We start from the raw sequence: 26,363 nt of genomic DNA on the forward strand, positions 1-26,363 counted from the left end.
GCGCCCTGGCGCAATAACAACAAGAACAGGAGGTAGGTATGTGCGTGCAAAACCTGAGCAAAGTGTCGATGAGGTGTCTGCCATGATGGTTCCAACCCTCGAACACGAGCTTGCTCCCAACGAAGCCAACCATGTCCCGCTGTCGCCGTTGTCGTTCCTCAAGCGTGCCGCGCAGGTGTACCCGCAACGCGATGCGGTGGTCTATGGCGCAAGGCGCTACAGCTACCGTCAGTTGCATGAGCGCAGCCGCGCCCTGGCCAGTGCCTTGGAGCGGGTCGGTGTTCAGCCGGGCGAGCGGGTGGCGATATTGGCGCCGAACATCCCGGAAATGCTCGAGGCCCACTATGGCGTTCCCGGTGCCGGGGCGGTGCTGGTGTGCATCAACATCCGCCTGGAGGCGCGCAGCATTGCCTTCATCCTGCGTCACTGCGCGGCCAAGGTATTGATCTGCGATCGTGAGTTCGGTGCCGTGGCCAACCAGGCGCTGGCCATGCTCGATGCGCCGCCTTTGCTGGTGGGCATCGACGATGATCAGGCCGAGCGCGCCGACCTGGCCCACGACCTGGACTACGAAGCGTTCCTTGCCCAGGGCGACCCCGCGCGGCCCTTGAGTGCGCCACAGAACGAATGGCAGTCGATCGCCATCAACTACACCTCCGGCACCACGGGGGACCCCAAGGGCGTGGTGCTGCATCACCGAGGCGCCTACCTCAACGCCTGCGCCGGGGCGCTGATCTTCCAGTTGGGGCCGCGCAGCGTCTACCTGTGGACCTTGCCGATGTTCCACTGCAACGGCTGGAGCCATACCTGGGCGGTGACGTTGTCCGGTGGCACCCACGTGTGTCTGCGCAAGGTCCAGCCTGATGCGATCAACGCCGCAATCGCCGAGCATGCCGTGACTCACCTGAGCGCCGCCCCGGTGGTGATGTCGATGCTGATCCACGCCGCGCATGCCAGTGCCCCTCCGGTGCCGGTATCGGTGATCACTGGCGGTGCCGCCCCGCCCAGTGCCGTCATCGCGGCTATGGAGGCGCGTGGCTTCAATATCACCCATGCCTATGGCATGACCGAAAGCTACGGCCCCAGCACATTGTGCCTGTGGCAGCCGGGGGTCGACGAGTTGCCGCTTGAGGCCCGGGCGCAGTTCATGAGCCGCCAGGGTGTCGCTCACCCGATGCTTGAGGAGGCCACGGTGCTGGATACTGATACCGGCCATCCGGTTCCAGCCGATGGCCTTACTCTCGGCGAGCTGGTGGTGCGCGGTAACACCGTGATGAAAGGCTACTTGCACAACCGTGAGGCCACCCGGACGGCATTGGCCAATGGCTGGCTGCACACGGGCGACCTGGCCGTGCTGCACCCGGATGGCTACGTGGAAATCAAGGACCGGGCCAAGGACATCATCATTTCCGGCGGCGAGAACATCAGCTCGCTGGAGATTGAGGAAGTGCTCTACCAGCACCCCGAGGTGGTCGAGGCTGCGGTGGTGGCACGCCCGGATTCGCGCTGGGGCGAGACACCCCATGCGTTTGTTACCTTGCGCGCTGATGGGCTGGCCACCGGGGACGATCTGGTCCACTGGTGCCGTGAGCGTCTGGCGCACTTCAAGGCGCCGCGATATGTGTCGCTGGTGGACCTGCCCAAGACCGCCACTGGAAAAATACAGAAGTTCGTCCTGCGTGAGTGGGCCCGGCAACAGGAAGCGCAGACCGCCAACGCCGAGCCTTGACTGAGCGGCAACACCTGCACACCCCATAACAACAAGTACATTGATCGAGGTGTCCCATGTCCAGCCTGTTATATGCGCGGGTTCGCGCCAGTGCCCGGTTTCAGCAACTGGTGGCGCGCAGAAACCGTTTCACCCTGAGCCTGTTCGTACTGATCCTGGCCACGTTCTATGGCTACATCGGGTTGGTTTCGTTCTGGCCCGAACTGATAGCCAGGCGCCTGACCCAAGGATCGAACATGACCGTCGGCGTCGCCGCCGGCGCCTGCCTGTTCGTGTTCTTCTGTGCATTGTCGGCGTTCTACGTGTACCGGGCCAATGGCGAGTTCGATCGCCTGACCCAGGCGTTACTCCGCGGGTTGGAAGAGGAGCAGGGCGCATGAAAAAAATATTGCCTCTGGCCCTGCTGCTGCACTCTGGCCTGCTGCTGGCTTCGCCCGCGCTCGACGCGGGCCCGCGTCAGCCGTTCAACCTGCATGCCATCGGCATGTTCATGGTGTTCGTGCTGTTCACCTTGTGCATCACCTGGTGGGCGGCGCGTCGTACCCGCTCGACGGCAGACTTCTACAGCGCAGGTGGTGGCATCCAGGGCTGGCAGAACGGCCTGGCGCTGGCCGGTGACTACATGTCCGCCTCGACGTTGCTGGGGATTACCGCGCTCATCTACACCTCCGGCATGGATGGCTACATCTACCTCATCGCCTTCTTCGCCGGCTGGCCGGTGTTGCTGCTGCTGATGACCGAACGGCTGCGCAACCTGGGCCGCTTCACCTTCGCCGACATTACCTCCTACCGCCTCGACCAAGGCAAGGTGCGCACCATGGCCGCCATCGGCTCGCTGACAGTGGTGTGTTTCTACCTGGTGGCGCAGATGGTCGGGGCCGGGCAGTTGATCAGGTTGCTGTTCGGCCTGGACTACCACATTGCCCTGGTGATCGTTGGCGCGCTGATGATGCTGTATGTAACCTTCGGCGGCATGGTGGCGACCACCTGGGTGCAGATCATCAAGGCATTCCTGCTACTGGTAGGCGGTTCGCTGGTGCTGTTCCTGGCGCTGCGCGAGTTCGACTTCAGCTATGACACGCTGGTCACCCAGGCCATGGGCACCCATGCCCTGGGCGAGCGCCTGCTGGCGCCCGGCAGTCTGCTGGCCGACCCATTGACCGCGCTGTCGCTGAGCCTGGGGCTGGTATTCGGCACCGCCGGGCTGCCGCATATCCTGATGCGCTTCTTCACCGTCAGCGATGCCCGTGAGGCGCGCAAGTCGGTGCTCTACGCCACCGGGTTCATCGGCTATTTCTTCAACGTCATTTTCCTGCTGGGCCTGGCGTCGATCGTGATCGTCAGCCAGCAGCCGCAGTTCTTCGAAGGCGGGCAGGTGGGTGGCAAGCTGCTGGGCGGGGGCAACATGGTGGTCATGCACCTGGCCCAGGCGGTTGGCGGCAACCTGCTGCTGGGCTTTTTGTCTGCCGTGACCTTTGCCACCATCCTGGCCGTGGTGTCAGGCCTGGCGCTTGCGGGTGCTTCGGCCATCGCCCATGACCTCTATGCGCGGGTGATCATGAAGGGCGCGGCCAGCGAGTCGCAGGAGTTGCGGGTGACCAAGCTGGCCACCCTCGGGCTTGGGTTGGTGGCGATAGCTCTGGGCATCGTGTTCGAAAACATCAACGTGGCCTTCATGGTCGCGCTGGCGTTCGGCATCGCCGCGTCGGCCAACTTCCCGGTGCTGTTCCTGTCGATGTTCTGGTCGGGGCTGACCACGCGCGGCGCGTTGGCTGGTGGCTACGTGGGGTTGGTCAGCGCCATGGGCTTCGTGGTGTTTTCCAAGCTGGTGTGGGTGGATGTGTTGCACTTTGCCGAGCCGTTGTTCCCCTATACCCAGCCTGCGCTGTTCTCCATGCCGCTGGCGTTTGCCGTGGCGTATGGCGTTTCCCGGCTGGACCGGACTGCGCGAGCCAAGGCGGAAAGGGCGGCGTTCGCCGACCAGTTCGTTAGGGGCCAGACCGGCCTTGGCGCCAGCGGTGCGGTCGATCATTGATCACCTGCGGCCGCTGGCGGATGCGTGCCAGCGGCCGGGTTCTTTCCTCAGTAACCCCTGAAGATCTCCCCGATGCTGCTGATCGCATGCCCCATGTGCTGCGCCGCCGCTCGGTTGACGAGAGAAGGCCTGGGAGCAAGCAGGGCACTCAGGAAAACGGCCAGCGTCAACACGGCCAGTAGAAAGCCAAATCGGCGCATATGATCCTCCAGCGATTTTATTGTAGTTGTCGTCAGGTTCGATTCGAAAGGCCTGTATAACGCGGTTATTGCCCGGACGCTTTGTCGTGGGCGAATGACTGGGTGATGGCTGCGATGTCCTGGTCGCCATAGCCCATTGATGCCGCGCGCTGCGCGACCTGGCACACCGCGTCGAACACTGGCGTCCAGGCCCCTTGTGCATGCAGGGATTGGGCAATGTGCGCGAAGGCATCTACATGTACATCGAGCCTCGCCTGGTCGCCTGCGAAATCCTGCGCTTCGAGCCGGCGTGCCGCTTCCTCGAGTGCGTCGGCGACGAAAAAGCGTGACGTGTCGAGCAGGAGCCTGGCTGTCTTCGAAACCGGCAGGCCAAACCGCTCGCTCGCACCCACGGCCTCGAAGAACGCAACCATTGCGGCAAACGCATGGGCGTGGAGCACGGTCGCGAAGGCCAATGCTTCGCCCCAGGGAAGGAACACCGTATGGCCGGCGAGCCCTTCAACCAGCGACCGGTGCTGCTCGAAGGCCTCACGATCGCCGGTATGAATACTGTGGCTTTCGCGATGGCCGACGTTGCGCGGGTAGGCCACGATCATCCCTTTGACGTAGTGGCCGCCCGCCCGATTGACGAGGCCCTGAAGCGCCGGTCCCTCGTCCTGGGCGTTGGTGGTGTAATCGACGATCGTACGGTTGGCCAGTGCATGCATCACACCTGGCATCCCGAGCACCTCGTGGGTCGCGTGGTTGTCCAGGAGCACGAAGATCGTGGCCGGGCTTGCAACCAGCGCGGCTTCAACGCTGTCGCACAGGTGAGCGCCAGCGGCGACGAGCGACGCAGCCTTGCCGGGTGATCGATTCCAGATCGCCACGCGTTTGCCTTGCAGTAGGGCAGTTGCCTGAACTGCTCGACGGCGGCGTCGACCAGGCGCTTTTGACTGAAGCCCAAGGCAACGCTCCACAGGCCCGACATCGCCTCGATGTAGGCGTTGTCTTGCTCATCGAAGACCCGCACGCCGTCGCCGCCGGCGATCACGAGGGGGCCGATTTCCTGGTGCTGCGCCAGGTTGGTGTTGGGGTGAATGAATGAAGCCAAGTCATTCTGGATGGTTGAAGTGACGTTGCTCATTGGCGTGATTTCCTGCCACGGACGGGTTGTCGACTGCATGCGATGAGCCTGCATGCGGCGCTGTATCGATACAGGCCGCACCGCAGGCCCGTGCAGTTACTGGCTAAACGCTGCCGCGACCGCTTCGCCGAAGGCTTTCAGGCCTTCTTCGAGCTGGTCGGTCGGGGTGTTCACCGGTGGCATCAGCTTGATGATTTCGCCGTTCGGGCCGCAGCGGTCGACCAGCACACCCGCCTGCAGCACACGCTGCTGGGCATCCTTGGCGAATGCGACTTTGCCGCGGCCGAAGTCGATGCCGGCGATCATGCCGCGACAGCGCGCGGAGCCGACGCCAGGAATTTCCGCGAAACCGGCGACCGCGCGCTCCATGGCCGCGCAGTTGGATGCCAGCAGCTTCAGGAACGACTCGTCGCGCCAATAGCCGAGCGCGATCTGGGCCGTCAGGAACGCCAGTTGGTTGCCGCGGAAGGTGCCGATGTGATCGCCCGGTTGCCACACATCCAGCCCGGCGCGAATCAACACGATCGCCATCGGCAGGCCGAAGCCGCCGATCGATTTGGCGCAGGTGATCAGGTCCGGCACCACCCCGGAGCGCTCGAAGCCGAAGAAGTCGCCGGTGCGCCCGCAGCCGGCCTGGATTTCGTCGCAGATGAGCAACACGCCGTGATCGCTGGTCCACTTGCGCAAGCGTTGCAGCCATTCGTTGGAAGCCGGGTAGACGCCGGCCTGGATCTGCACGGACTCGACGATCACCGCCGCCGGCAGCTCCGAGCCGCTGCCCTGGTCGCTGGCCAGGCGCTCGAGGAAGCCAATGCTGTCGAATTCGCCGTAGGGGCTGTCTTCGTACGGCACGAACACCACGTCGGTGGAAAGCCCAGGGCCACGGCGAGTGCGGTTGCCGGTGACGGCCAGGGCGCCGGCGGTCATGCCGTGGTAAGCCCCGTAGAACGAGACGATCCTGGTACGCCCCGTCGCCTTGCGCGCCAGCTTCAACGCCGCCTCGACGGCGTCGGCACCGGTCGGGCCGGTGAACTGCACCTTATAGTCCCAGCCGCGTGGCTTGAACAGGTCGCGCTCGATCGCTTCGAGAAACTGGCGCTTGGTGGTGGTGTGCAGGTCGAGGGCATGGGTCACGCCGTTGGACGACAGATACGCGATCAAGGCATCGCGCATGCGCGGGTCGTTGTGGCCATAGTTCAGGGCGCCGGCGCCAGCGAAGAAGTCCAGGTACTCGCGGCCGTCTTCGCCGCGGATCTTGCTGCCTTGGGCGGTATCGAACACCAGTGGCAGGTCACGGCAGTACATCCGCACATTGGACTCGAGCCTTTCGAACGTCTCGATGTTGTTCATGCAAACCTCTTGAAAAAATGATCCGGGCTATCGGGGTCGTGGGCGGTCAATGCTTGAACATCACGTGGCGAACCACGGTGTAGTCTTCCAACCCGTACATCGACAGGTCCTTGCCGTAGCCGGACAGCTTCACGCCGCCATGGGGCATTTCGCTCACCAGCATGAAGTGGGTGTTGACCCAGGTGCAGCCGTATTGCAGGCGAGCGGCCAGGCGATGGGCGCGTCCCACATCGGCGGTCCACACCGACGAGGCCAGGCCGTAGTCCGACTCATTGGCCCATGCCAGTGCCTGGGCTTCGTCTTCGAATGGCGTAACCGTCACCACCGGGCCGAAGATTTCGCGGCACACCACCTCGTCCTCCTGCGTGGCGCCTGCCAGGACGGTCGGCTCGAAGAAGAACCCCTCACTCGCAGCGCGCTTGCCGCCGGTGACCACCTCGATGTGAGGGAGCTCCTTGGCACGGTTCACGAAGCCCTCCACGCGCTCCAGGTGCTCTTGGGTGATCAGCGGGCCCATCTCGGTCGCCGGGTCATCCTGTAGCCCGCACTTGATGCTGGATACGGCTTCACGGAGCTTGCGCACGAATTCCGGGTACACCGCCTTCTGCACATAGAGGCGGCACGCAGCGGTGCAGTCCTGGCCGGCGTTGTAGAAGCCGAAGGCGCGGATGCCTTCGACGGCGGCGTCGATGTCGGCATCATCGAAGATCAACACCGGTGCCTTGCCACCGAGCTCCATGTGCATGCGTTTGACGCTGTCGGCGGTGCCTTCGATGATGCGGCTGCCGGTGCGCACGGAGCCGGTCAGCGACACCATGCGCACCTGGGCGTGGCTGGTCAGCGGTTCACCCACCGAGGCGCCGCGGCCATGGATGATGTTGACCACGCCGGCGGGGAAGATGTCGGCGAGCAGCTCACCCAGTTTCAAGGTGCTCATCGGCGTGTGTTCCGACGGCTTGAGCACGACGGTGTTGCCGCCGGCCAAGGCCGGGCCCAGTTTCCAGGCCGCCATCAACAGGGGGTAGTTCCACGGCGCGATGGAGGCGACCACGCCCACCGGGTCGCGGCGGATCATCGAAGTGTGGCCCGGGATGTACTCGCCCGCCGCCGAGCCCTGCAGGCAGCGCACGGCGCCGGCAAAGAAGCGGAACACGTCGGACACGGCTGGCAGTTCGTCCTGCAGCACGGCGGTAAACGGCTTGCCGCAGTTGTCCGCCTCCAGGCGGGCGAACACCGGCGCCTGGGCGTCGATGCGGTCAGCGAGCCTTAGCAGCAGTGCCGCGCGGTCCTTGGGCGGCGTTTGCGACCAGGCGTCGAAGGCTGCATCGGCGCTTTGCACCGCAGCATGGACCTGGGCGCGACTGGCTTCGGTGGTCTGTACCAGGACGCTGCCAAGGGACGGGTTGTACACGTCGAGGTTTTCGCCTTCGCCGGCCACCAGGGCACCGTTGATCAGGAGTTTGGTTTGCATGTCGATTCTCGCCATTGAACGGCAAGGCCAGGGCCTTGCCTTGTGGTTGTCTTCAGGGGATTCGCTTGGAAGGTGGCCGCTACGCCAGTGCGTCAGGCACCGGGTTGCGGAAGAAGCTGGTCCGGCAGGCGAGGTAAACCGCGCCCAGGGCGAGCCAGCTACAGCCCATGATCAGTGCGTCTTTATCCAGGCTGGCCAGCATCCAGCCGGCCGTGACCAGGCCGATGACCGGGAAGAGCACGCCGCGCAGCAGGCCAGCCCCGTCCTTGATGTGTGCATCGAAGGTGAGCCGCAGCGCGCAGAGGTTGACGGCGGTGAAGGCCAGAAAGGCGCCGAAATTGACCAGGGACGTCGCGGTGGCGATCGTCAGGCCAAAACCCGCGGTGCCGAAAATGCCACACAGCAGGATGTTGAAGGTCGGCGTCCGGTAGCGAGGATGTAATGCACCGAACAGCTTGCGCGGCAGTTGGTTGTCCCGGCCGAGGGCGTACAGCAACCGGCCCACACTGGCCTGGAACGACATGCCCGCGGCGAAGTGGGCGATGATGATCCCCGTCAGGACCACGGCGAAGAACAGGTCACCACCGATCATGCGGGCAATCTCGAAGGCAGCGCCGTCCACCAGCTCGAACGTGGGGGAGGGGTGCGCCAGGTACATGAAGTACGAGGAGCCGACATAGACCGAACCGCCGATCAGCGCGACCATCAGGATCGCGCGGGGCAGCGTGCGGCCCGGGTCACGGGTTTCCTCGCTGAGCGTGGACAGTGCGTCGAAGCCCAGGAACGAGTACGCAGCAATGGCGGCGCCGGCCATGCTGGTGGCGAAGGACACATCCTGGTTGAAGAACGGCTTGGCCGAAAGCAGCCCACCAGGGCCATTGGCAGCCACGATGTAATGCACGCACAGGCCGATGAATACCACGATGATCGCCAGTTGCGCGCCCATCAACAGCAGGTTGAAGCGGTTGGCCACCTGGATGCCCAGCACATTCAGCAGCGATGTAGAGACGATGAAACCGGTAATCCACACCCACTGCGGCACATCTGGAAAGGCCATGTTGAGATAGCTGGCGCCCAGCAACCAGATCAGCATCGGAATGAAGAAGTAATCGAGCAGGGCGGCCCAGCCCACCATGAAGCCGAGGTTGGCGCTGAGCATCTTGCGGGTATAGGTGTAGGCCGACCCGGCCACCGGGAACACCCTGACCAGCCGGCCATAGCTCAACGCCGTGAACACCACGCCGGTCGCTGCGATCAGGTAGGCCATTGCCGTGGTGTTGCCACTGGCCTGCGAGATCACGCCATAGGTGCCGAAGACGATCAACGGGGCGAGGAAGGCCAGGCCGAACAGCAGGACCGAAAACGGGCCCAGGGTGCGCTTCAGCGAAGCGCTGGGGGTTGATTCGCTCATGACTGGCAGCCCTCACGCTACGAAGTGGTAAGCAGTGGCGACGATTTCACGGTAGGTTTCCACGGTCATCTCCTTTGCATTGCTGCCATCGGAGAAGTTCTTCTTCGACTTTTCAGCGATGGCCAGGAAGTCTTCCTCGCGCACGCCTTTCACCTCGGCGAAGCGGGGGATGCCGAGGTCCTTGCTCATCTGGAACAGGTAGCCGACGGCGGCCTCGGCGGCCTCGGCCGGCGAGAGGTTGGGGTCGATGCCCAGTGCGTAGGCGACCTGCGCATGGCGAATGATGTCGGCATCGCGGTTATGGCCGAACACGAAGGGCAGGAAGATAGCGTTGCCCACGCCGTGCGGCGTGTCGTACATGCCACCGATGGCTTCGGAAATGCAGTGCACGCTACCTACGTCCGCATTACCGAAGGCCATGCCGGCGATCAGGCTGGCCACCAGCATCTGCTCGCGGGCGTGCAGGTTGCCGGGTTCCAGCACGGCGGGCTTGAGGTGTTGGCTGATCAGGCGGATGGCATGCAGCGCCAGGCCGTCGCTGATGGGGTTCGACACGCGGCAGGTGTAGGCTTCGATGGCGTGGGTCAGGGCATCCATGCCGGTTGCGGCGGCAATCGACGCGGGCAGCGTGTCGAGGATATGAGAGTCAAGCAAGGCCAGGACTGGCCCGAGTCGGTAATCATGCACGCTCATCTTGTAATGACGGGCGGTGTCGGTGATCACCGAGAAGCAGGTTACTTCGCTGCCGGTGCCAGCCGTGGTCGGAATGGCAACGATAGGCGGGATGGCATGGGTGAGCGTGAACGACCCTTCGTAGTCCTCGATCCGACCCTCATGGCTGAGCAGCACGCTGATGGCCTTGGCTGCATCCATGGCACTGCCACCGCCGATGGCTAGCAAGCCATCGATACCTTTGCCGCGGTATCGCTGCGCGATCTGATTGACGTCATCGCTGCGCGGATTGGCCTTGATGTCCGACACTTCCTCGAAGGCGATGCCTGCCTTCTCCAGGCTGGCGTAGACGCTTTCCAGCAGGCCCGCCGCCTTGACCCCAGGATCGGTCACGATGAGCACGCGGGCCAGGCCAAGTGAGTGCAGGTGTTCACCGGTGCGCTCGCGCAGACCAGGTTCCATCACGACTTTGCTGGGGAGTAAAAACTTCAAGTCCATACGTACCTCTTGCTCAATTGTTGTCATTGTTGAAAGGGCAGTAGAGGAGCACTTGCGCCAGGCCGTGGATAACAGCTCGAGCGGGTGATGTGTGGCCTGGCATTTCGCGCAAGCCAGCATTTTGTTGTTCTGGGTTTTGCTTGAAGCTGTGGTCAAAGGCCTCCTTCGGGGGAAAAAGAGGGGGCGGCCAAGCTGCACGCCCCTGAAAGGGTGATCGCGCTACAGCATGTGTCCTGCCAGCAGGGACAGCAGCGTGCCGGACAGGCAAGGCGGGAAGTCGTGCCCCATCCCGGGCAGCAGCACCAGGCTGGAACCACGGATAGCTGCGGCCGTGGCGTACCCGCCGCTGGTCGCGACCATGAGATCTTCATCGCCATGGATGATCAGGGTGCGGCAACGAATCCGTTGCAGTTCCTGGGTGCGGTCGCCGGAATTGATGATCGCGCCGATCTGCCTGGCCGTGCCGATGTTGCTGGCCTCGCCACCGCCTCGCTCCCAGGCCAACAGGGCATAGTCACGGAAGGCGGGCTCATTCCACTCCAGGGTCGAGCCGATCAGGCGCATGATGGCCAGGTAGTCGCGAACGCTTTCCTGCTCGCTGCGCGGCGGGCGGCGCAGCAGCTGCCGAATGGATTTGAACGCCGGCTGGCCGACGCGCAGCGATCCGGTGGTCGAAAAGATCGAGGTGAGCGTCCTGATACGCTCGGGATAACGGGCAGCGAGGGTCTGGGCGATCATGCCGCCCATCGACATGCCCACCACGTGCGCCGTTGTCAGGTTCAGGCCGTTCATGAGCCCGATCACGTCGCTGGCCATGTCACCCAGGTCATAGCCGGGGGTGCGCTTGCGCAAGAACTGCTGCATGGCCGTGGGAGGTACTACGTCGGTGAAGAACGACCGGCCCGAGTCGCGGTTGTCCAGCGTGATGACCCGAAACCCCCGCTCGACCAGGCCGGCGATGATCGGTTGCGGCCAGTAGGTCAATTGCAGCCCCAGGCCGACGATGAGCAGGACCGCCGGGGCGTCTTCAGGGCCGTGGGTGCGATAGCAGAGCTTGCGCTCCCCCGGCAGCTCGCAGAAGCGATCAGCGCTCATTGACGACTACCTTGTTGCTGCAGCACGACGCCTGCGTGCAAGGGCGCGTTGGGTACCGTGGTGAACGCGAGGCACTTGTCGGCCACGTTGCCTCGGCGCAGCAGCTTGACGTCGCGGAAGTAGTCCATCGACATCACCCAGGGCTCACGGGGCCCCTGGCGCGGCATGCTGTCCAGCGCGCGCTGCACGTATCCGGCGCCGAAGTCCAGCAAGGGTCGGGTTTCGATACCGGCAGGCGCCTTGGGCTCGCAGACGTTGTGGCCCTGTTTGTCCATGAAGCCCAGCAGGCGACAGAAATGGTCGCACAGCAGGCACACTTTCAAGGTCCAGGATGAGTTGGTGTAGCCCACGGCAAAGGCGAAATTGGGCACGCCGGAGAGCATCATGCCTTTGTAGGCGAGGGTTTCGCTGAGTACCACCGGTCTGCCGTCCTTGTGCAGGGTGATGCCACCGAACAGCTGTACGTTCAGCCCCGTGGCGGTGACGATGATGTCGGCCTTCAGTGTCTTGCCCGATTTGAGCAATACCCCGGACTCGGTGAACCGCTCGATGTGATCGGTGACGATGTCGGCCTTGCCTGCGCTGATGGCTTTGAACAGATCGCCTTCGGGCACCGAGCACAAGCGCTGGTCCCACGGGTTGTAGGGCGGGTTGAAATGCACGTCGACCGGATAGTCCTTGGGCAATTCCTTGCGGGTCAGCCACAGGAGCAGTTTTTTCGAAAGCTTGGGGAAGCGCTGGCAGAAGCCCCAGAAGGCCAGGGTGATCTTGGCGTTCTTGTAGCGTGTCAGGGAATAGGCGGTTTGCGCGGGCAGGACCTTGCGCAGGAACGCTGCAACACCATCGTTGGCGGGCTGGTTGATGATGTAGGACGGCGTGCGCTGCAGCATGGAGATGCTGGCGACCTTGTCGGCCATGGCCGGAATCAGAGTTACCGCGGTTGCGCCACTGCCGATGACGACGACACGCTTGCCTGTGTAGTCGAGGTCTTCCGGCCAGTGTTGCGGGTGGATGATCTGGCCCTTGAACTGCTCGCTGCCTTCGAACCGGGGGCTGAAACCCTGATCATAGCGATAGTAACCGCCTGCACTGAACAGCCAGCGGCATTCGACCGTGCGGATCTGCGCCGTGTGGCCATCCTCGACACGCACCGCCCACAAGCCCTTGTCGCTTTGCCAGTTGGCCGAGATGACTTTCTGCTGGTACTGGATGAAGGGAGCCAGCTGGTGCTCGTCGATGGCTTCGCCCAGGTACTCAAGAATATCCGCGGCGTCCGCCAGGGACTTGGCCTTGGTCCAGGGCTTGAAGTCGAAACCGAAGGTGTAGAGGTCCGAGTCGGAGCGGATGCCGGGATATCGGAACAGGTCCCAGGTACCCCCCATGCGCTCGCGGGACTCGAGAATGGCAAAGGTCTTGTTCGGTTGATTGCGTCGCAGGTAGGCCGCCGCGCCGATGCCAGACACACCGGCTCCCATGATCAGAACATCGAGCGGCTCAACCGGAAGAGCAGTGTGAGAGGACATGTCGCCTCCTATTGTTGTGTTATAGAGACTGATCTTTTGACTTGATCATTTGACTCAGAATAAGGTCGCATGAAGGGTGGAACAAGGTGCAAAATGCACCACGTCACTGCTATTTCAGGATGATTTGCACCTGTTGCTTCGCCGATCAACGATCAGACAGGGCAGTCTGGTAGATATCGTCATCGGTACGTTCGAAGGAGGCGCTGCGGCTTTCAGGGCCGGAGGGGGGAGTGGAACGCCGTGCAGCGACGCAGCACGGCGAAACCTGTGAGGCTCAGTAACTGGCCACCAGCAACTTGACTGCCTGGCAGGCGGTCTCGGTCTCGGCCTCCAGGCGTGCACGGTCGCCGTGGGCGGACCAGGCGAGCATCAGGCCGTCGAACAGATTGATCAGCAAGCGGCTGATAGTGGTCAGTGCTGCCTGGTCCAGCGCGCCGTCGGTGACCTTGGTGATGGCCTGTTGGGCCGCTTCGAGGGAAACGGCATAGATCTTGGTTGCCATTTCCGGGTTGTTGCGCAGGTTCCAGCAAAACAGTTCGAACTGCGTGGTGGCCATTTCCGGGTGGGCGGTGAACCAGTTGACCAGCTGGCGCAGCATTTCCCCGACCGATTCCGCCGCCGTGGCGCCTGTCGGCACGTGTTGCAACGATTGTTGCGGCATGTTGATCAAGGACTCGTAGACCGCATAGAACAGCTCGTCCTTGGTGTGGAAGACATAGTGCAACGATGCCAGCGGCGAATCTGCTGCCGCAGCGATTCGCCGGGTTGTGGCGTTGGCCACCCCATGTTCCGCGATCACCTTCACGGTGGCCTCGATAAAGTCCTGCCTGCGCTCTTCAGCACCAATCCGAGCCATTGAGCGTTCTCCCTTTTCGGTATTGCCGCCGGCCCCTTGGCCCGGCGTTGACGGTGACGAATGCTAGCGCAAGGTCAAGCCTCAATCCATGAGTCGCTGCAATCCCATCCGTATGGGCACGGTAGGGTACGGGAAATTCAAATCAAACGACTTGATCAATTGACCATGTTCGGTAATGATGAGTTCACCTCGCAGGTCGCCCGGCCTCGGTGGACAGAACAATGACAAAACCAGACAGGTAGAAAGCAGATGGATACACGAGCGCTCTCCGCAGTCAGCAGCGACGCCTCGATCGAGCAGGTGGTGGACATCATCCGGCGTGACGGTGGCGTCATCATTGCCGACTTTGTTTCACCGGCAACGCTGAAATCCCTCACCGAAGAGCTGGACAGCTACCTGAAGGTCACGCCTTGTGGTGTCGATCCTTACTTCGCTGGCACCCAGACCCGTCGTGTGGCGCGCATCATCGGGCGCAGCGACACCGCCGTGGAGGTGGCATTGCACCCGCTGTTCCTCGGCGCGGCCAGGCAGATCCTGCAAACCCCTACCCACGTCTGGGTGGGCAGCGACCGTATCGAGATGGCACCTGATATTCAACTGAGCATCACCCAGGCGATCCAGATTGGCCCGGGCCAAGGCCTCCAGCCCCTGCACCGTGACGATGCCACTTCGCTCTGGCGGCACCCACAGTATGGGCGTGAGGCCAGGCTGCAAATGATGCTGGCCATTTCAGACTTCACCGAAGAGAACGGTGCGACGCGCGTCATCCCTGGTAGCCATCAGTGGGATGACGAGCGAATGCCGACCCAGGAAGAGACCGTCGCTGCGCAAATGAAGGCTGGCTCCGCGCTGCTCTGGATCGGCTCGGTGTATCACGGCGGCGGCGCCAACACGACGGATGCCCCTCGTACTGGCCTGACGATGGCCTACGACTTGGCCTTCCTGCGCCTTGAAGAGAATCACTTCCTGTCCATTCCCGTCGAACGTGTTCGCCAGCTCCCAGGTGAAATGCAACGCCTGCTGGGCTGGAGTGCCAGTTCCACGTTGCTCGGCTGGGTGGAAATCGATGGCCAGATGCGCGATCCGCAAGAGCTCCTGGGCATGCCGGCTTTCTCCGAACCGGGTAAAGGCTTCTGACCATTCTGGGAGTGACGGGAATGAACGCGTTGAACAATGTGGCCGATGGCGACGCAGCACCGTTGAAGTTTCGTAGTTTGGGGGGATGGGTGGAGCGACCGGCTGATCTGCAGCCGACCCTCCAAGGTCACGCGCAGGCCGATGTGATCGTGATCGGCGCCGGCTTTGCCGGGCTGTCGACCGCGCTGGAACTCAAGGCGCTCGGGGCGGATGTGATGGTGCTGGAACAGGAGTTCGCCGGTTTCGGTGCCAGTGGCCGCAATGCCGGCTACCTGCTGGGGAGCATGGGTATCGAGTACAACATGTTCGTCAAGCGCGTGGGTGTGGAGCAGGCGACGCAGTTCGTCAGGCTCTATGACGAAGCGGTGCCCTACGTGGAAGGTCGATTCAAGACCTTGGGTATCGACTGTGATTACAACCCTTCGGGTGTGCTGCGGGCAGGTGTTCATTCCAGCCAGGAGAAGCGCTTGCGGGAAAACATGGCGCTGGGGCAGAAGCTGGGAGCGACGAGCCGCTTTGTCGACGGTGCCGAGATGCGTGCGCGGGGCATCCCCCCTGCGTTTCTGTTCGCCTCCGAGCAGTGTGGTGGCACCTTGAACCCAGGGAAGTACATCGGCGGCCTGCGGCGCGCGGCCATCGAGGCGGGGGTAAAGCTCTACGAACGCACGCCGTTGCTGAGCTTCAGCGAAGGGCCGGTCATTACCTGCAAGACGGCCCATGGCAGTGCAACCGCCCCGGTGATGGTGCTGGCAACCAACGCCTATACCCCGCAGCTGGGGGTATTGCGCAACAAGGTCGCAGCGATTCGGGTATCGGCAATCGAAACCCAACCGCTGTCGACGCAGCAGTTGGCTGCCCTCGGCTGGCAAGGGCGGGAAGGGATCATCACGCCGCACTACACCATGGAGAGCCATCGGCTGACGGCACACGGCACAATGGTGTTGACCGTCAAGAAGCTAGGTTATGCCTACGGTTCGAAGACGCCCAATATCCCGGACCACGACGCCTACACCGCATTGGCACAGGTACTGCGCGAGCGCTATCCGATGTTGCAAGGCCTGGGCGTCAAGCACTGCTGGAGTGGTTACGTCAGTGGTGCCTACGACTTCCTGCCGGTGATCGGCGCCATGGGCGCGAAACAGAACATTCACTACACCACCGGCTGCTCGGGCCATGGGTTGGGCACTCAATCGTTGATCGGGAAGCTGTTTGCCGAGCAAATCAGTGGCCAGGCGCCTGAGTTGCTGGCGGCGCTGCAACACAAGACGCCGTCCATGCTGCCTGAACCCCTGCAATGGTGCGCCATACACTCGGCCTTTGCGGCGGCCAAGTTGCTGGATGACTGGACCGATAGAAAAGTGCGTAAAGACAAAGCCAACAAGGGCTGATTGCAGTGGATGCGCTTGTTCTATGCCCGTCATTGTAGAGCGACGGCGCGCCCCTTTTGACAGAGGCTGTTATCGTGGAACTCATAGATTTGTTTGCGTTGATCTCATGTGTGCTGCTGGTGATGAGTGGCGTGGGTTATGGTGTTGCATTCATCAGGCGTAAGAATTATCTGTTGGGCGTGGAGTTCTTGATTGTAGGTATATCCGCAACTAACTTCACGACCTTCATCGCCACGGGATGGCAAGCCAATTATAATGTGGCCATTTTTCTGGATGCGTTTTCCCGCGGGGTCGGCGTGCCGGTTATTGCAACGCTCGGGTTGATGGCGGTGACGCACAATTACAAGCCATCGCCGGCGAAGGACCTGCTCTTGTTCATGGCCGCTTTTGCCGCGACGGCCATTTATTACCTGTCGACAGGTTTCAAAGAGTGGTTGCCCTATTTCTATATGTTGATGTGGTCGCTCTACACGCTGTTCCTGGTCTACTTTATCTGGCGACTGGTACGTGCCGGCGAGTCTGGGCATGCGCTGGCAACCCTTCTGGGAGGCGCGGCGGGGCTGACGATCGCGCTGCGGTATGACTTTTTCCCGATCCCGGGGGATGATACCAAGATGATCTTCATGACCTGCGCCTTCCTGACCTGGTCCTACTCGATTGTGCAGTTGTTTCATGCCTATGGGGCACTTCAGTGCTCAAGGAAAGTGCCCTCGAATGCCATGCTCCATCTCCGTTAAGGTGCGGGCTAGTTAACGAGGTGTTCACGGACTGACGGAATGAGCGGCTTGATATTTTCTGTTACTCCATGGCGGGCGAAAGCCTGCTTCTTTACCGCCCCAAGGGGCGGTTTTTTTATGGGTTAATCATTTGCGTTAGTTATGCTGCTCGATAAGCGAACAGCAGGTAGATTTCCGTGCGGCACTGAGTAAATCTTTTAGGCGGCGCACTATAAAAAGCATCTTTTAGTAACACATGTTTCCTTACTTCCCAATAAAGTGCAGGCGCCTGGCATGCATTGATCGATGCATAAATTCAACGCACTGATTTCTCTAGCGTAATCCGCCAATAACACATTCTGGCATGTGGCTTGCGTACTGATCACACGACATGGTCAATTGATCATGTCGTGTGATCAGGATGTAGCAGGCGCCGATTTTTTCCACTTGAAACGTCGAGCAGTCGCTCCAAGCCCTTTGTTTGAGGATCCTCCAATGAAAGAAGTCAAAGCACGGTCGGAACGTGTCTTATCCACCCGCCGTATGTTCAGGCAGCTGCTGGTTACCCTTGCGGCCTCGACCGCGATCTGTTCGGTACAGGCTGCGCCCCAGGGGGCAGAGGCGCTGGGTTCGAAGTTGACGCCGCTGGGGGGCGAGAGCGCCGCCAGTTCTAACGGGGATATACCGGCCTGGTCCGCCCCAGGGCCACAGGGGGCGGGCTGGAGCTACGGCCAGGTGCGAGGGGAGCATTGGAAGTTCAAGGGCGACAAGCCTCTGTACAGCATCGACTCGAGCAATGTGGCGCAACACGCGAGCCAGCTTTCACCGGCCCAGCTGGAACTGTTCAAGAAGGTTCCGGGCTATCGCATGGATGTCTTCCCCACCCGCCGTACCTGCGACGCGCCGAACTTCGTGGCTGAGAACACCAGGCAGAACGTGGACTTCGCCAAGCTCGATGCTTCCGGTGTCGCCCTTGAAGAAGCCCATGTTCCGGGTATCCCGTTCCCGATGCCCACTACCGGTGCAGAGGTGATGTGGAACATGAAGATGCGCTATCGCGGCGTTGGCGTAGAAATCCCTCGGAGCATTTCAGGCATTTCTCCCCGCAAGGGCGGGGAGTGGTTGCGCCAGTCGACCGACACCTTCTTCCTGACACCCTGGGGCAAGAAGGGCAGCGCGCTTTTCTCCTCCTACGGCCGCCTGGAAAACGCGACTTTCTTCAACTACCTGGAGCCCGCGGCGCTGGCCGGTCAATCCGCCGTGCAAACGGCTGTGGCCGGCGAGCAGGCCACCACCTTTTACTACTTCCCCGGCCAGCGTCGCGTGCGCCGTATGCCGTCGTATTCCTACGACGCGCCACAGATCGGCCTCGACAACCAGTACACCGTGGACGAGGCGAACGTCTTCTTCGGCACCATGGACCGTTTCGACTGGAAGCTGCTCGGCAAGCAGGAACTGCTGGTGCCTTACAACGATTTCGGTGCCTACGACACCGCCGCCAAGGTGGAGGCGTTCGCCGGCAACGACTCGATCGCACCGCAGTCGCGTCGCTATGAGCTGCATCGCGTCTGGGTCGTCGAGGCAAATGTCCGTCAAGGCATGCGCCACCAGGCGCCCAAGCGCATGTTCTACATCGACGAGGACAGCTGGAACCCGCTGCTGGCCGTCGACTTCGACAAGCAAGGGCAGATCTGGAAGGTGCGTGAAGGGTTCTCGATTCCCGTGTACGAGACCGGCGCTTGCGACGTGCAGGCCCAGGTCCAGTACAACCTGGCCGAGGGTCGTTACCTCTTCGACATGACCTCGATCGGGGCCGGCAAGAACGATATTCGCTGGCTCACCGAAGACAGTGGCAACCCTCGCCTGAAACGCGACTTCTTCACCTCCGACAACCTGCGAGCCATCAGCGAGCGCTAAACCGACGCCAGATCGAGAGCCAACATGAAAAAAATAATGACGAAAGCGTCAGGCCTTGCCATCGTGTGCGCAACCCCGCTGGCAATGGGGTTCACCTTTGAAACCGAAACCCTGACCGGGTCCTTCGATTCCACGATCACCGCAGGCATGGGCTTGCGGACGGAGTCGCGGGGCTGCAACCTGATCAACCAGGGGCCGACCGGGCACAACGTGCCCTCCGGCTGCCTGGCGCAGAGCTCCGGCGTGGCGGACCAGGGCGACCTGAACTACGACCGCGGCGACCTGTTCACCAACTACCTCAAGGGCACCCATGAGCTGTTGCTCAAGATGCCTGAGGACGTCACCTTCATGGCGCGTGGCACCTGGATCCGCGACTTCGCGGCCACCGATACCACCGGCACGCTGTCGTTCAACACCCCAGAGAGCGTCGGCAGCAACGGGCTGAGTGACGACGCCCGCGACGACCTTGCCTTCAAGGCCCGCCTGCTGGACCTGTGGGTGAGCAAAGGGTTCGACCTAGGCGGGCAGCGGGTCCGCGCGCGCCTGGGCAACCAGGTGATCAACTGGGGCGAGAGCCTGTTCGTGGCCGGTGGCATCAACAACACCAACGCCTACGACTACCAGGCCTTGGCGCGCCCCGGTGTGCAACTCAAGGAGGCCGTGCTGCCGGCACCGATGCTCAGTGTCGCGTCGGGCCTTGGCTCGGGTGTCAACGTCGAGGCCTACTATCAGTTCCGCTGGAACAAGAGCGAGTTGCCGCCGGTGGGCAGCTATTGGTCAAACACCAACGCATTGGGCGAGGGCAGGGGAGACTACGGGTTCTCCGAAAAGGACGCCCGCGACAGCGGCCAGTGGGGCCTTTCGCTGCGCTGGCAGCCGGAAGACAGCGACATCAACTATGGCTTCTACGTGATGCGTTATCACGACAAGTTGCCGTCGTTGCGCATCGCCATTCTTGACCCGAACACGTTCGCGGCGGCACCCACCTGGGAGTACCAGGAAAACCGGATGATGTATGGCGTCAGCGCCAACATGCCGATCGGTGACTGGGCAGTGGGTACGGAGCTTTCTTACCGGCCGAAGGACTCGGTCATGCTCAACCCTGCCGTCGACCTGTGTTCCGGCAATGGGGGCAAATGCTGGAAAGACGAAAAGAAATTCCAATGGCACCTCACCGGCCTTTACAGCTTCACGCCGTCCAACTCCCCGACGCTGCTCGATTTCACCGGGGCCAGCACGGGCACCCTGCTCTCGGAACTGGTGGTCATCAGGTACCCCGGGCTGCATGACGAGGTCAATGGCGAACCACTCGCCCCAGGGCTCAATGCCTGGCAACTGGATCCTGCGACAGCGCCCAAGTCCCGTGGCGACAAGACCTCGTCGGGCATCAACCTGGACTTCAGCCTGACCTATGACGGCACGTTGCTGCCGGGCTGGCAGGTCACGCCCGGCGTCTTCTACTCGCGCTCGCTTGGAGGGCGAACGCCGAACCTGAGCGCCACCTTCACCGAAGACGCGAGCAGCATGAACCTGTACCTGAATTTCGTACGAAACCCGGCCAGTTGGCAGATTTCCCTCAACTACGCAAAGTTCATGGGCGGCGAAACCCCCTACGACCAGCTTTATCGTGACCGCGATTATGTCGGTATCGCGATCTCCCGCACCTTGTGAGGCCTGCCGTGAACGGTTCTGTAAAGCTATCTGAAGCCCCGGCACGTGGCCTGTTGTCACGCGTCGAGGGGGTGTTGTTCGGGCATCGTCGTCTGGTGCTGGCGAGCCTGGCCGTGTTCACGCTGATCATGGGCTGGTTCGCCGTGCAACTGCGCATGGATGCTGGCTTCGAAAAGCAATTGCCGGTAGGCCACGAATACATCAGGACATTCGAGGCCTACCGCAACGACCTGCTGGGCGCGAACCGGCTGACCATCGTGGTCAAGGCCCGACAGGGCGATATATGGAGCGCTCCTGGCCTGAAGCGGCTGTATGACGTCACCCAGGCAGTGACCTTCCTTCCTGGCGTGTCGCGCAGCAGTGTGCGGTCCCTGTGGACGCCCAATGCCTTCGTCAACGAAATCACCGAAGAAGGGTTTCGCGCTGATCCGCTGGTACCGGGTACGGTTTCTCCCGATCACCTGGATGACCAGATCATCGCGACGATCGCCAACTCCACTGCCCAGGGTGGTTTCATCGGCACGCTGGTTTCCCGTGATCAGAGCAGCGCGATGATCACGGTGGAACTCAACGAGTACGACACCAATGGCGCCCACCTGGACTACGTGGCGTTCAACCACAGGCTGGAAAAAGAGATCCGCCAGCCATTCGAGGATGGCGAATTCGAAGTTCAGATCATCGGTTTCGCCAAGCAGATCGGTGACATCGCTGACGGTGCTTCAGCCGTACTGGAGTTCTGTTTGCTGGCGTTGCTCCTGACCGCGGGGGCGGTGTACTGGTATTGCCACTCCCTGCGTTTCACGCTGCTGGCGCTGGCCTGTTCGCTGGCCTCGCTGGTGTGGCAGTTCGGCAGCCTGCGCCTGTTGGGCTACGGGCTCGACCCGTTGGCGGTGCTGGTGCCCTTCCTGGTGTTCGCCATCGGGGTTTCCCATGGCGTGCAGCAAATCAACTTCATCGTGCGCGAGATCGCCATTGGCAAGAGCGCCGAAGAGGCGGCGCGCTCTAGCTTCACGGGGTTGCTGATTCCCGGGACACTGGCGCTGGTGACCGCGCTGGTTTCCTTCGTGACGCTGCTGCTGATCCCCATCCCGATGGTGCGTGAGCTGGCGATCACGGCCTCGCTTGGCGTGGCCTACAAGATCATCACCAACCTGGTGATGTTGCCGTTGATGGCGTCGTTACTCAGTGTCGATGACAAGTACGCTGCCGCCCAGGAAGCCTCCCGACAGCGCCGGACCCGCTGGCTGCGTGGCTTGGCCCGGCTCGCCGAGCCGCGCAGGGCGCAATGGGTGCTTGGCGTTGCCTTGGTGGTATTCCTGGTGGCGATCTGGCAAAGCCATGACCGTGTCGTTGGCACACTGCAGGCGGGCGCGCCGGAGCTGCGCGAGGACTCCCGCTTCAATCGCGATGCGGTCTCTATCGCTGGCAACTACGACATTGGCCTGGACTGGCTCAGCGTGGTGTTCGAGGTCAACACGGTCCCCTCTGGCGAAGACAGCCAGGCGGCCTGCGAGGATGTCGCCCTGGGCCAGTACCAGGATCGCTTCGTGTGGGCCATGCAGGGGGTGCCCGGTGTCCTCTCCGTCGCGTCCTTCTCCAGCAACATGCGCCAGTTCAACGAGGGCTACAACGAAGGCAACCCGAAGATGGCGGCGGTACCCATCGACCCGATGAACTACGCTGCGCTGGCCACCGAGGTGGCGCGCACGCCCGGGCTGATGCGCACCGACTGCAGCATGTCGGCGGTGCACCTGTACCTGGCCGATCACAAAGCCACGACCCTCACCCGAGTGGTGGACGCCGCCAAGGCGTTCCGCAGCGAGTACCCGAGGCCAGGCATTTCGGTGCGCCTCGCTTCGGGCAACGCCGGGGTGTTGGCCGCCATCAATGAGGAGGTGGAAAAAAGCGAAACTCCCATGTTGCTTTACGTCTATGCCGCCATCGCATTGCTGGTGTTCGTGGTGTACCGAGACCTGCGGGCAGTCCTGGTGTGTTGCCTGCCGCTGACCATCGGCACCTTCGTTGGCTACTGGTTCATGAAGGAGCTGCAGATCGGCCTGACCATCGCCACCTTGCCGGTGATGGTGCTGGCGGTGGGCATTGGCGTCGATTACGCCTTCTACATCTACAACCGCCTGCAGCTGCACCTGGCCCATGGGCAGTCGATCACCAAGGCGGTGGAATACGCGCTGCTCGAAGTGGGTGTCGCCACTATTTTCACCGCCATCACCCTGGCCGTGGGCGTGGCCACCTGGGCCTTCTCGGAACTCAAGTTCCAGGCCGACATGGGCAAGCTGCTGGCCTTCATGTTCATCGTCAACATGGTAATGGCCATGACCGTGCTGCCGGCCTTCGCTGTCTGGTTGGAGCGGGTATTCCCACGTAAGCGCCCTGTGCGCATGATCGGCGCGCTGGTGCATTGAGGAGAGAAGCATGAAGTTCAGGGTTTCATTCACCGCAGCCTTGCTCGCAGCAGCTGTGCCGCTGATGTCTCTTCAGGCCGCGCCGTTGCAGGCCGTACCGGCCGTACAGGCGAGCAATGCCAGGCAGGCCACCATGCTGGCCGCCGGCTGGGCAGGGGCGCGCATGGTGGCCGTGGGCGACCACGGTGTCGTGCTGTTGTCCGACGATCAGGGCATGCAGTGGCGCCAGGCGAGGTCGGTACCGCTGTCCACACCGTTGACGGGCGTGTCTTTCGTGGATGCCAAGCGCGGGTGGGCGGTTGGCCACTGGGGCGCGATCCTGGCCAGCACCGATGGCGGGGAGTCCTGGCAGGTCCAGCGCCTGGCCAGCGAAGAAGACCGGCCACTGTTCGCGGTGCACTTCTTCAATGCCCGGCAGGGTGTGGCGGTAGGCCTCTGGTCGTTGGTGCTGACTACCGAGGATGGCGGCCAGACGTGGGCCGAGCAGCCGGTGCAGGCCCCTCCGGGGGCCAAGCGGGCCGACCTCAACCTGATGGGACTGTTTGCCGACAGCCGCGGTACGCTGTACGCCACGGCTGAGCATGGGCAGGTTCTGCATTCCGAGGACCAGGGGAAAAACTGGCGTTACCTGGATACTGGCTACGAAGGCACCCTGTGGTCAGGCGCGGTGCTGGCTGATGGACGTCTGCTGCTGGGTGGCCAGCGCGGCACCCTGTTGCAGGGTTCAGTGGACGGCAAGGGCTTTCGCCGAGTGCCAACGCAAAGCAAGGGCTCTGTCACTTGCGTTGCGGTAGCCGGCTCTCGTGTGCTGGCAGTCGGGCTGGACGGGCTGAGCGTGCAGAGCAGCGATGGCGGGCATAGCTTTCAGGAAACGCAGACCGCTGATGGCCTTTCACTGACGGCGGCGTTGTTCAACGCCGAAGGCGTACCTGTATTGTTTTCACGCCGAGGGGTAATGCCCTACCAGCAATGAAGGGTTGGCCACTCACTCAGAGGCCAGGCATCGCAAACCGATGCCTGGCCTGTTTCCTTGCCGGGAAAGCGTGCGCACCAGCTCGAGCGGCACGATCAACGGGCAGGCTTGGCGTGGCGCCAAACCCGAAAAAGGGACATGGAGCATCACGGTGCCTCCTTGTATTTTTTGTTCAGGCAGTGGGTTCATGCTAGGTTTCCACTGGCCCTGCGCCTAGGTACGAACTGCACCATTTTCCAGCCGTTCTTTGAGTGATCTGCACAGCCCATGACCAGCACGCCATCACCCTGGCCACGCCCTTCGGAAACCGTTCGCGAGCTCATGCGCAAAGGCGCCGAACTCGCTCAGGCGCTGCCAGCCGAGTGGGTCGAGCGCCTGAACCAGGCACTGTTCTCTTCGCCCGAAGATGCCAGGTTGCTGGAGGACCCGGTCATCCTCGCGGCGTGCCGGCGCGCCAACCGGGCAGAGTTGCTGCACTGGGCGAATGCCAACCTGCAGCGCCCTGGGGAGCCGGTAGAGCCTTATGTGTCCGCTGACATGGTGGACACGGCCAGGGAGCTCGCCCGCAGGGGGTTGTCCGAACTGCTGATGAATGTTGCACGGTCGATACAGAACGCAGCCTGGGACCTGTGGATGAAGATGGCCTTCAGCCTGACGCAGGATCCCGTGGTGCTCGAGGAATTCCTGGAGGTCTCGTCGCGGTCGATCTCGGAATTCATCGACAGCAACATGCGTGTGGTGACGCAGATCATCCTCGAAGAAAAAAGCGTCCAGGCCCATGACGACCCTGTCGATAAACGCAGCCTGGTCAGCCGGCTGCTCGATGGCAGAGATGTGGATGCGGAGCAGTTCGGCAGGCGACTGGGCTACAGCCTGGCTCAGAGGCACCGTGCCTGCCTCGTCTGGAGCGAAACCCCGGACGCCGAGATTCGCCCCTTGGAGAATATGGCGCGCGCCCTGGCGCAGCTCACGGGCACGGGAGCGCCGCTGATCGTGTTCGCGGGCCCTGCGACCCTGTGGGCCTGGAGCAATGCGGCAAAGCCGCTGGACCTGAACCTGCTGCAGGACGTCGCCCGGCAATTTCCGAAGATACGCGCGGCAATCGGTTCGGCGGGCGCGGGTATGAATGGCTTCCGGCGCTCGCACCTGGAGGCCTTGACCACCCAGCGGTTGATGGGCCGTTTGGCGGGCTCACCCGCGGTGGCCACGATCGATCAGGTGAGGATGGTGTCGCTGATGACCCAGGATGCCCGCGCGGCCAGGCAGTTCGTCTCGAGCACGCTGGGGCGCTTGGCGATCGAACCTACGGTTCTTCAGCATTCGTTACACGCCTTCCTGGCCAATGGCTGCAACATCACCCAGACCGCCGAGGTGCTGGGTACCCATCGCAATACCTTGCTGCGCCGGCTGGAGCGCGCCCAGGACCTGCTGCCTATCGCGCTTGCCGACCATCGCATCCAGGTCGCCGCTGCCCTTGAACTGGTGATCTGGAGCACGCCACTCGATGGCGACGAGCAATAGTCCTCATTCCCTTCCGTTGACGCCATAGCGCTTCACGGCTGTTGTCCTGCGCGCGCTCAGCGGGGCGCCCGCCTTGCAATGCCCTGCAGAAACGCATGCTCCAGCACCGTTGCACTCTCTCTTGGCGCGCGCCCTCGTTGGCGGGCGTCGACCATGCCATGCAACAACGATACGAACATCTCGGTCAGCAACGCCGCGCTGACATCCGCTCGAAACACGCCCTGTCGCTGGCCGCTGAAAAACAACGCATCGAGCCTTTCCACATAGAACCGCAGGTCGTGCTGCTCGCTCATGTGCACAGGGTAGCGGGAGGCCAGGAACGCGACCAGTTCAGCCTGGGCCAGGTGCGCGTGAATCAGCTGACGCAACGCGGCCAGGGGCTCTTTGGCGACCAGCGTGCCGCTGTTGTCGAGGATCTGCATGAGCGTGTCTTTGGCGTGCTGTTCGAGCTGGCTATCGAGGTTGTCTCTGGTACCGCAGTAACGGTGCAGGGTTGCCCGGCTGATGCCTGCCAACACCGCCAGCTCGCCCATGGATGCTCTGGGGCGCAAGGCGACAGCGGCATAGAGGGTATTTACCAGCTTGGCGGGAAGCGATGAAAGCGGCAAGTCTGAAGTATCCATTAAGAGTCTATTATGGTTTTTATGAGAC

At 62.4% G+C, this 26,363-nt stretch carries 20 protein-coding genes and 1 pseudogene; 12 read left to right on the forward strand and 9 right to left on the reverse strand.

Features of this window, described 5'->3' with window-relative positions; genetic code table 11:
- Positions 1 to 82: 82 nt before the first annotated feature.
- From APH33_RS07125 to APH33_RS07135, 3 genes are read left to right on the forward strand one after another with little or no spacing between them, the layout of a single operon-like run.
- The gene (locus APH33_RS07125) at positions 83 to 1,729 is read left to right on the forward strand and encodes an acyl-CoA synthetase (RefSeq protein WP_054884457.1); all 1,647 of its coding nucleotides are present in this window, start codon (positions 83 to 85) and stop codon (positions 1,727 to 1,729) included.
- A 56-nt stretch (positions 1,730 to 1,785) separates the two neighbouring features.
- The gene (locus tag APH33_RS07130; protein ID WP_054884458.1) at positions 1,786 to 2,109 is read left to right on the forward strand and encodes a DUF485 domain-containing protein; all 324 of its coding nucleotides are present in this window, start codon (positions 1,786 to 1,788) and stop codon (positions 2,107 to 2,109) included.
- The gene (locus APH33_RS07135; protein WP_054884459.1) at positions 2,106 to 3,764 is read left to right on the forward strand and encodes a cation acetate symporter; all 1,659 of its coding nucleotides are present in this window, start codon (positions 2,106 to 2,108) and stop codon (positions 3,762 to 3,764) included. Before APH33_RS07130 ends, APH33_RS07135 begins: the two co-directional genes overlap by 4 nt.
- Before the next feature lie 265 nt (positions 3,765 to 4,029).
- Here APH33_RS07135 and APH33_RS07145 read toward each other — a convergent pair.
- Positions 4,030 to 4,866, reverse strand: a pseudogene (locus APH33_RS07145) (NAD(P)-binding domain-containing protein); the annotation flags it as partial.
- On the opposite strand from APH33_RS07145, the gene APH33_RS27635 reads away from it, so the two are divergent.
- A complete protein-coding gene (locus APH33_RS27635) occupies positions 4,857 to 5,051 on the forward strand; it encodes a hypothetical protein (protein ID WP_256218599.1) in 195 nt (64 codons plus the stop codon). The pseudogene APH33_RS07145 and the gene APH33_RS27635 overlap by 10 nt on opposite strands.
- 135 nt (positions 5,052 to 5,186) lie before the next feature.
- Here APH33_RS27635 and APH33_RS07150 read toward each other — a convergent pair whose 3' ends face one another.
- The 7 genes from APH33_RS07150 to APH33_RS07180 all read right to left on the reverse strand — a co-directional run bounded on the left by APH33_RS07150 (position 5,187) and on the right by APH33_RS07180 (position 13,966).
- The gene (locus APH33_RS07150) at positions 5,187 to 6,440 is read right to left on the reverse strand and encodes an aspartate aminotransferase family protein (protein WP_054884462.1); all 1,254 of its coding nucleotides are present in this window, start codon (positions 6,438 to 6,440) and stop codon (positions 5,187 to 5,189) included.
- A gap of 46 nt (positions 6,441 to 6,486) precedes the next feature.
- A complete protein-coding gene (locus APH33_RS07155; protein WP_054884463.1) occupies positions 6,487 to 7,911 on the reverse strand; it encodes a gamma-aminobutyraldehyde dehydrogenase in 1,425 nt (474 codons plus the stop codon).
- 79 nt (positions 7,912 to 7,990) lie between these two features.
- On the reverse strand, positions 7,991 to 9,322 hold the full coding sequence (locus APH33_RS07160; protein ID WP_054884464.1) for an APC family permease: 1,332 nt from the start codon (positions 9,320 to 9,322) through the stop codon (positions 7,991 to 7,993).
- A 12-nt stretch (positions 9,323 to 9,334) separates the two neighbouring features.
- Positions 9,335 to 10,492 (reverse strand): iron-containing alcohol dehydrogenase, encoded by a 1,158-nt coding sequence (locus tag APH33_RS07165; RefSeq protein ID WP_054884465.1) that lies wholly within the window; start codon positions 10,490 to 10,492, stop codon positions 9,335 to 9,337.
- A 219-nt stretch (positions 10,493 to 10,711) separates the two neighbouring features.
- A complete protein-coding gene (locus APH33_RS07170; protein ID WP_054884466.1) occupies positions 10,712 to 11,587 on the reverse strand; it encodes an alpha/beta fold hydrolase in 876 nt (291 codons plus the stop codon).
- A complete protein-coding gene (locus tag APH33_RS07175) occupies positions 11,584 to 13,110 on the reverse strand; it encodes an NAD(P)/FAD-dependent oxidoreductase (protein WP_054884467.1) in 1,527 nt (508 codons plus the stop codon). The genes APH33_RS07170 and APH33_RS07175 overlap by 4 nt, the downstream gene beginning before the upstream one ends.
- Positions 13,111 to 13,384: 274 nt before the next feature.
- Entirely contained in the window at positions 13,385 to 13,966 is a 582-nt protein-coding gene (locus APH33_RS07180; protein ID WP_054884468.1) for a TetR/AcrR family transcriptional regulator, read from the reverse strand.
- A 249-nt stretch (positions 13,967 to 14,215) separates the two neighbouring features.
- On the opposite strand from APH33_RS07180, the gene APH33_RS07185 reads away from it, so the two are divergent.
- The 8 genes from APH33_RS07185 (at position 14,216) to APH33_RS07220 (ending at position 25,712) form a co-directional block, all read left to right on the forward strand.
- The gene (locus APH33_RS07185; RefSeq protein WP_054884469.1) at positions 14,216 to 15,103 is read left to right on the forward strand and encodes a phytanoyl-CoA dioxygenase family protein; all 888 of its coding nucleotides are present in this window, start codon (positions 14,216 to 14,218) and stop codon (positions 15,101 to 15,103) included.
- Positions 15,104 to 15,123: 20 nt separating this feature from the next.
- Positions 15,124 to 16,491, forward strand: a complete 1,368-nt coding sequence (locus APH33_RS07190; protein WP_054884470.1) for an FAD-binding oxidoreductase — start codon at positions 15,124 to 15,126, stop codon at positions 16,489 to 16,491.
- Between the two features lie 89 nt (positions 16,492 to 16,580).
- Positions 16,581 to 17,228 carry a hypothetical protein gene (locus APH33_RS07195; protein ID WP_054884583.1) on the forward strand — a complete coding sequence of 216 codons (648 nt, stop codon included), beginning with the start codon at positions 16,581 to 16,583 and terminating at the stop codon, positions 17,226 to 17,228.
- A 474-nt stretch (positions 17,229 to 17,702) separates the two neighbouring features.
- Positions 17,703 to 19,124 (forward strand): DUF1329 domain-containing protein, encoded by a 1,422-nt coding sequence (locus APH33_RS07200; protein WP_054884471.1) that lies wholly within the window; start codon positions 17,703 to 17,705, stop codon positions 19,122 to 19,124.
- Between the two features lie 24 nt (positions 19,125 to 19,148).
- The gene (locus APH33_RS07205) at positions 19,149 to 20,795 is read left to right on the forward strand and encodes a DUF1302 domain-containing protein (protein WP_315973029.1); all 1,647 of its coding nucleotides are present in this window, start codon (positions 19,149 to 19,151) and stop codon (positions 20,793 to 20,795) included.
- Positions 20,796 to 20,803: 8 nt separating this feature from the next.
- The gene (locus APH33_RS07210) at positions 20,804 to 23,218 is read left to right on the forward strand and encodes an RND family transporter (RefSeq protein WP_054884472.1); all 2,415 of its coding nucleotides are present in this window, start codon (positions 20,804 to 20,806) and stop codon (positions 23,216 to 23,218) included.
- Between the two features lie 10 nt (positions 23,219 to 23,228).
- Positions 23,229 to 24,191, forward strand: a complete 963-nt coding sequence (locus APH33_RS07215; RefSeq protein WP_054884473.1) for a YCF48-related protein — start codon at positions 23,229 to 23,231, stop codon at positions 24,189 to 24,191.
- A gap of 267 nt (positions 24,192 to 24,458) precedes the next feature.
- Positions 24,459 to 25,712, forward strand: a complete 1,254-nt coding sequence (locus APH33_RS07220; protein ID WP_218187126.1) for a CdaR family transcriptional regulator — start codon at positions 24,459 to 24,461, stop codon at positions 25,710 to 25,712.
- A 56-nt stretch (positions 25,713 to 25,768) separates the two neighbouring features.
- Here APH33_RS07220 and APH33_RS07225 read toward each other — a convergent pair whose 3' ends face one another.
- Positions 25,769 to 26,335, reverse strand: coding sequence for a TetR/AcrR family transcriptional regulator (locus tag APH33_RS07225; RefSeq protein ID WP_054884475.1), 567 nt, complete (start codon positions 26,333 to 26,335; stop codon positions 25,769 to 25,771).
- Between the last annotated feature and the right edge of the window lie 28 nt (positions 26,336 to 26,363).

The sequence above is a fragment of the Pseudomonas sp. NBRC 111130 genome (assembly GCF_001320485.1).
GTDB lineage: Bacteria > Pseudomonadota > Gammaproteobacteria > Pseudomonadales > Pseudomonadaceae > Aquipseudomonas > Aquipseudomonas vlassakiae.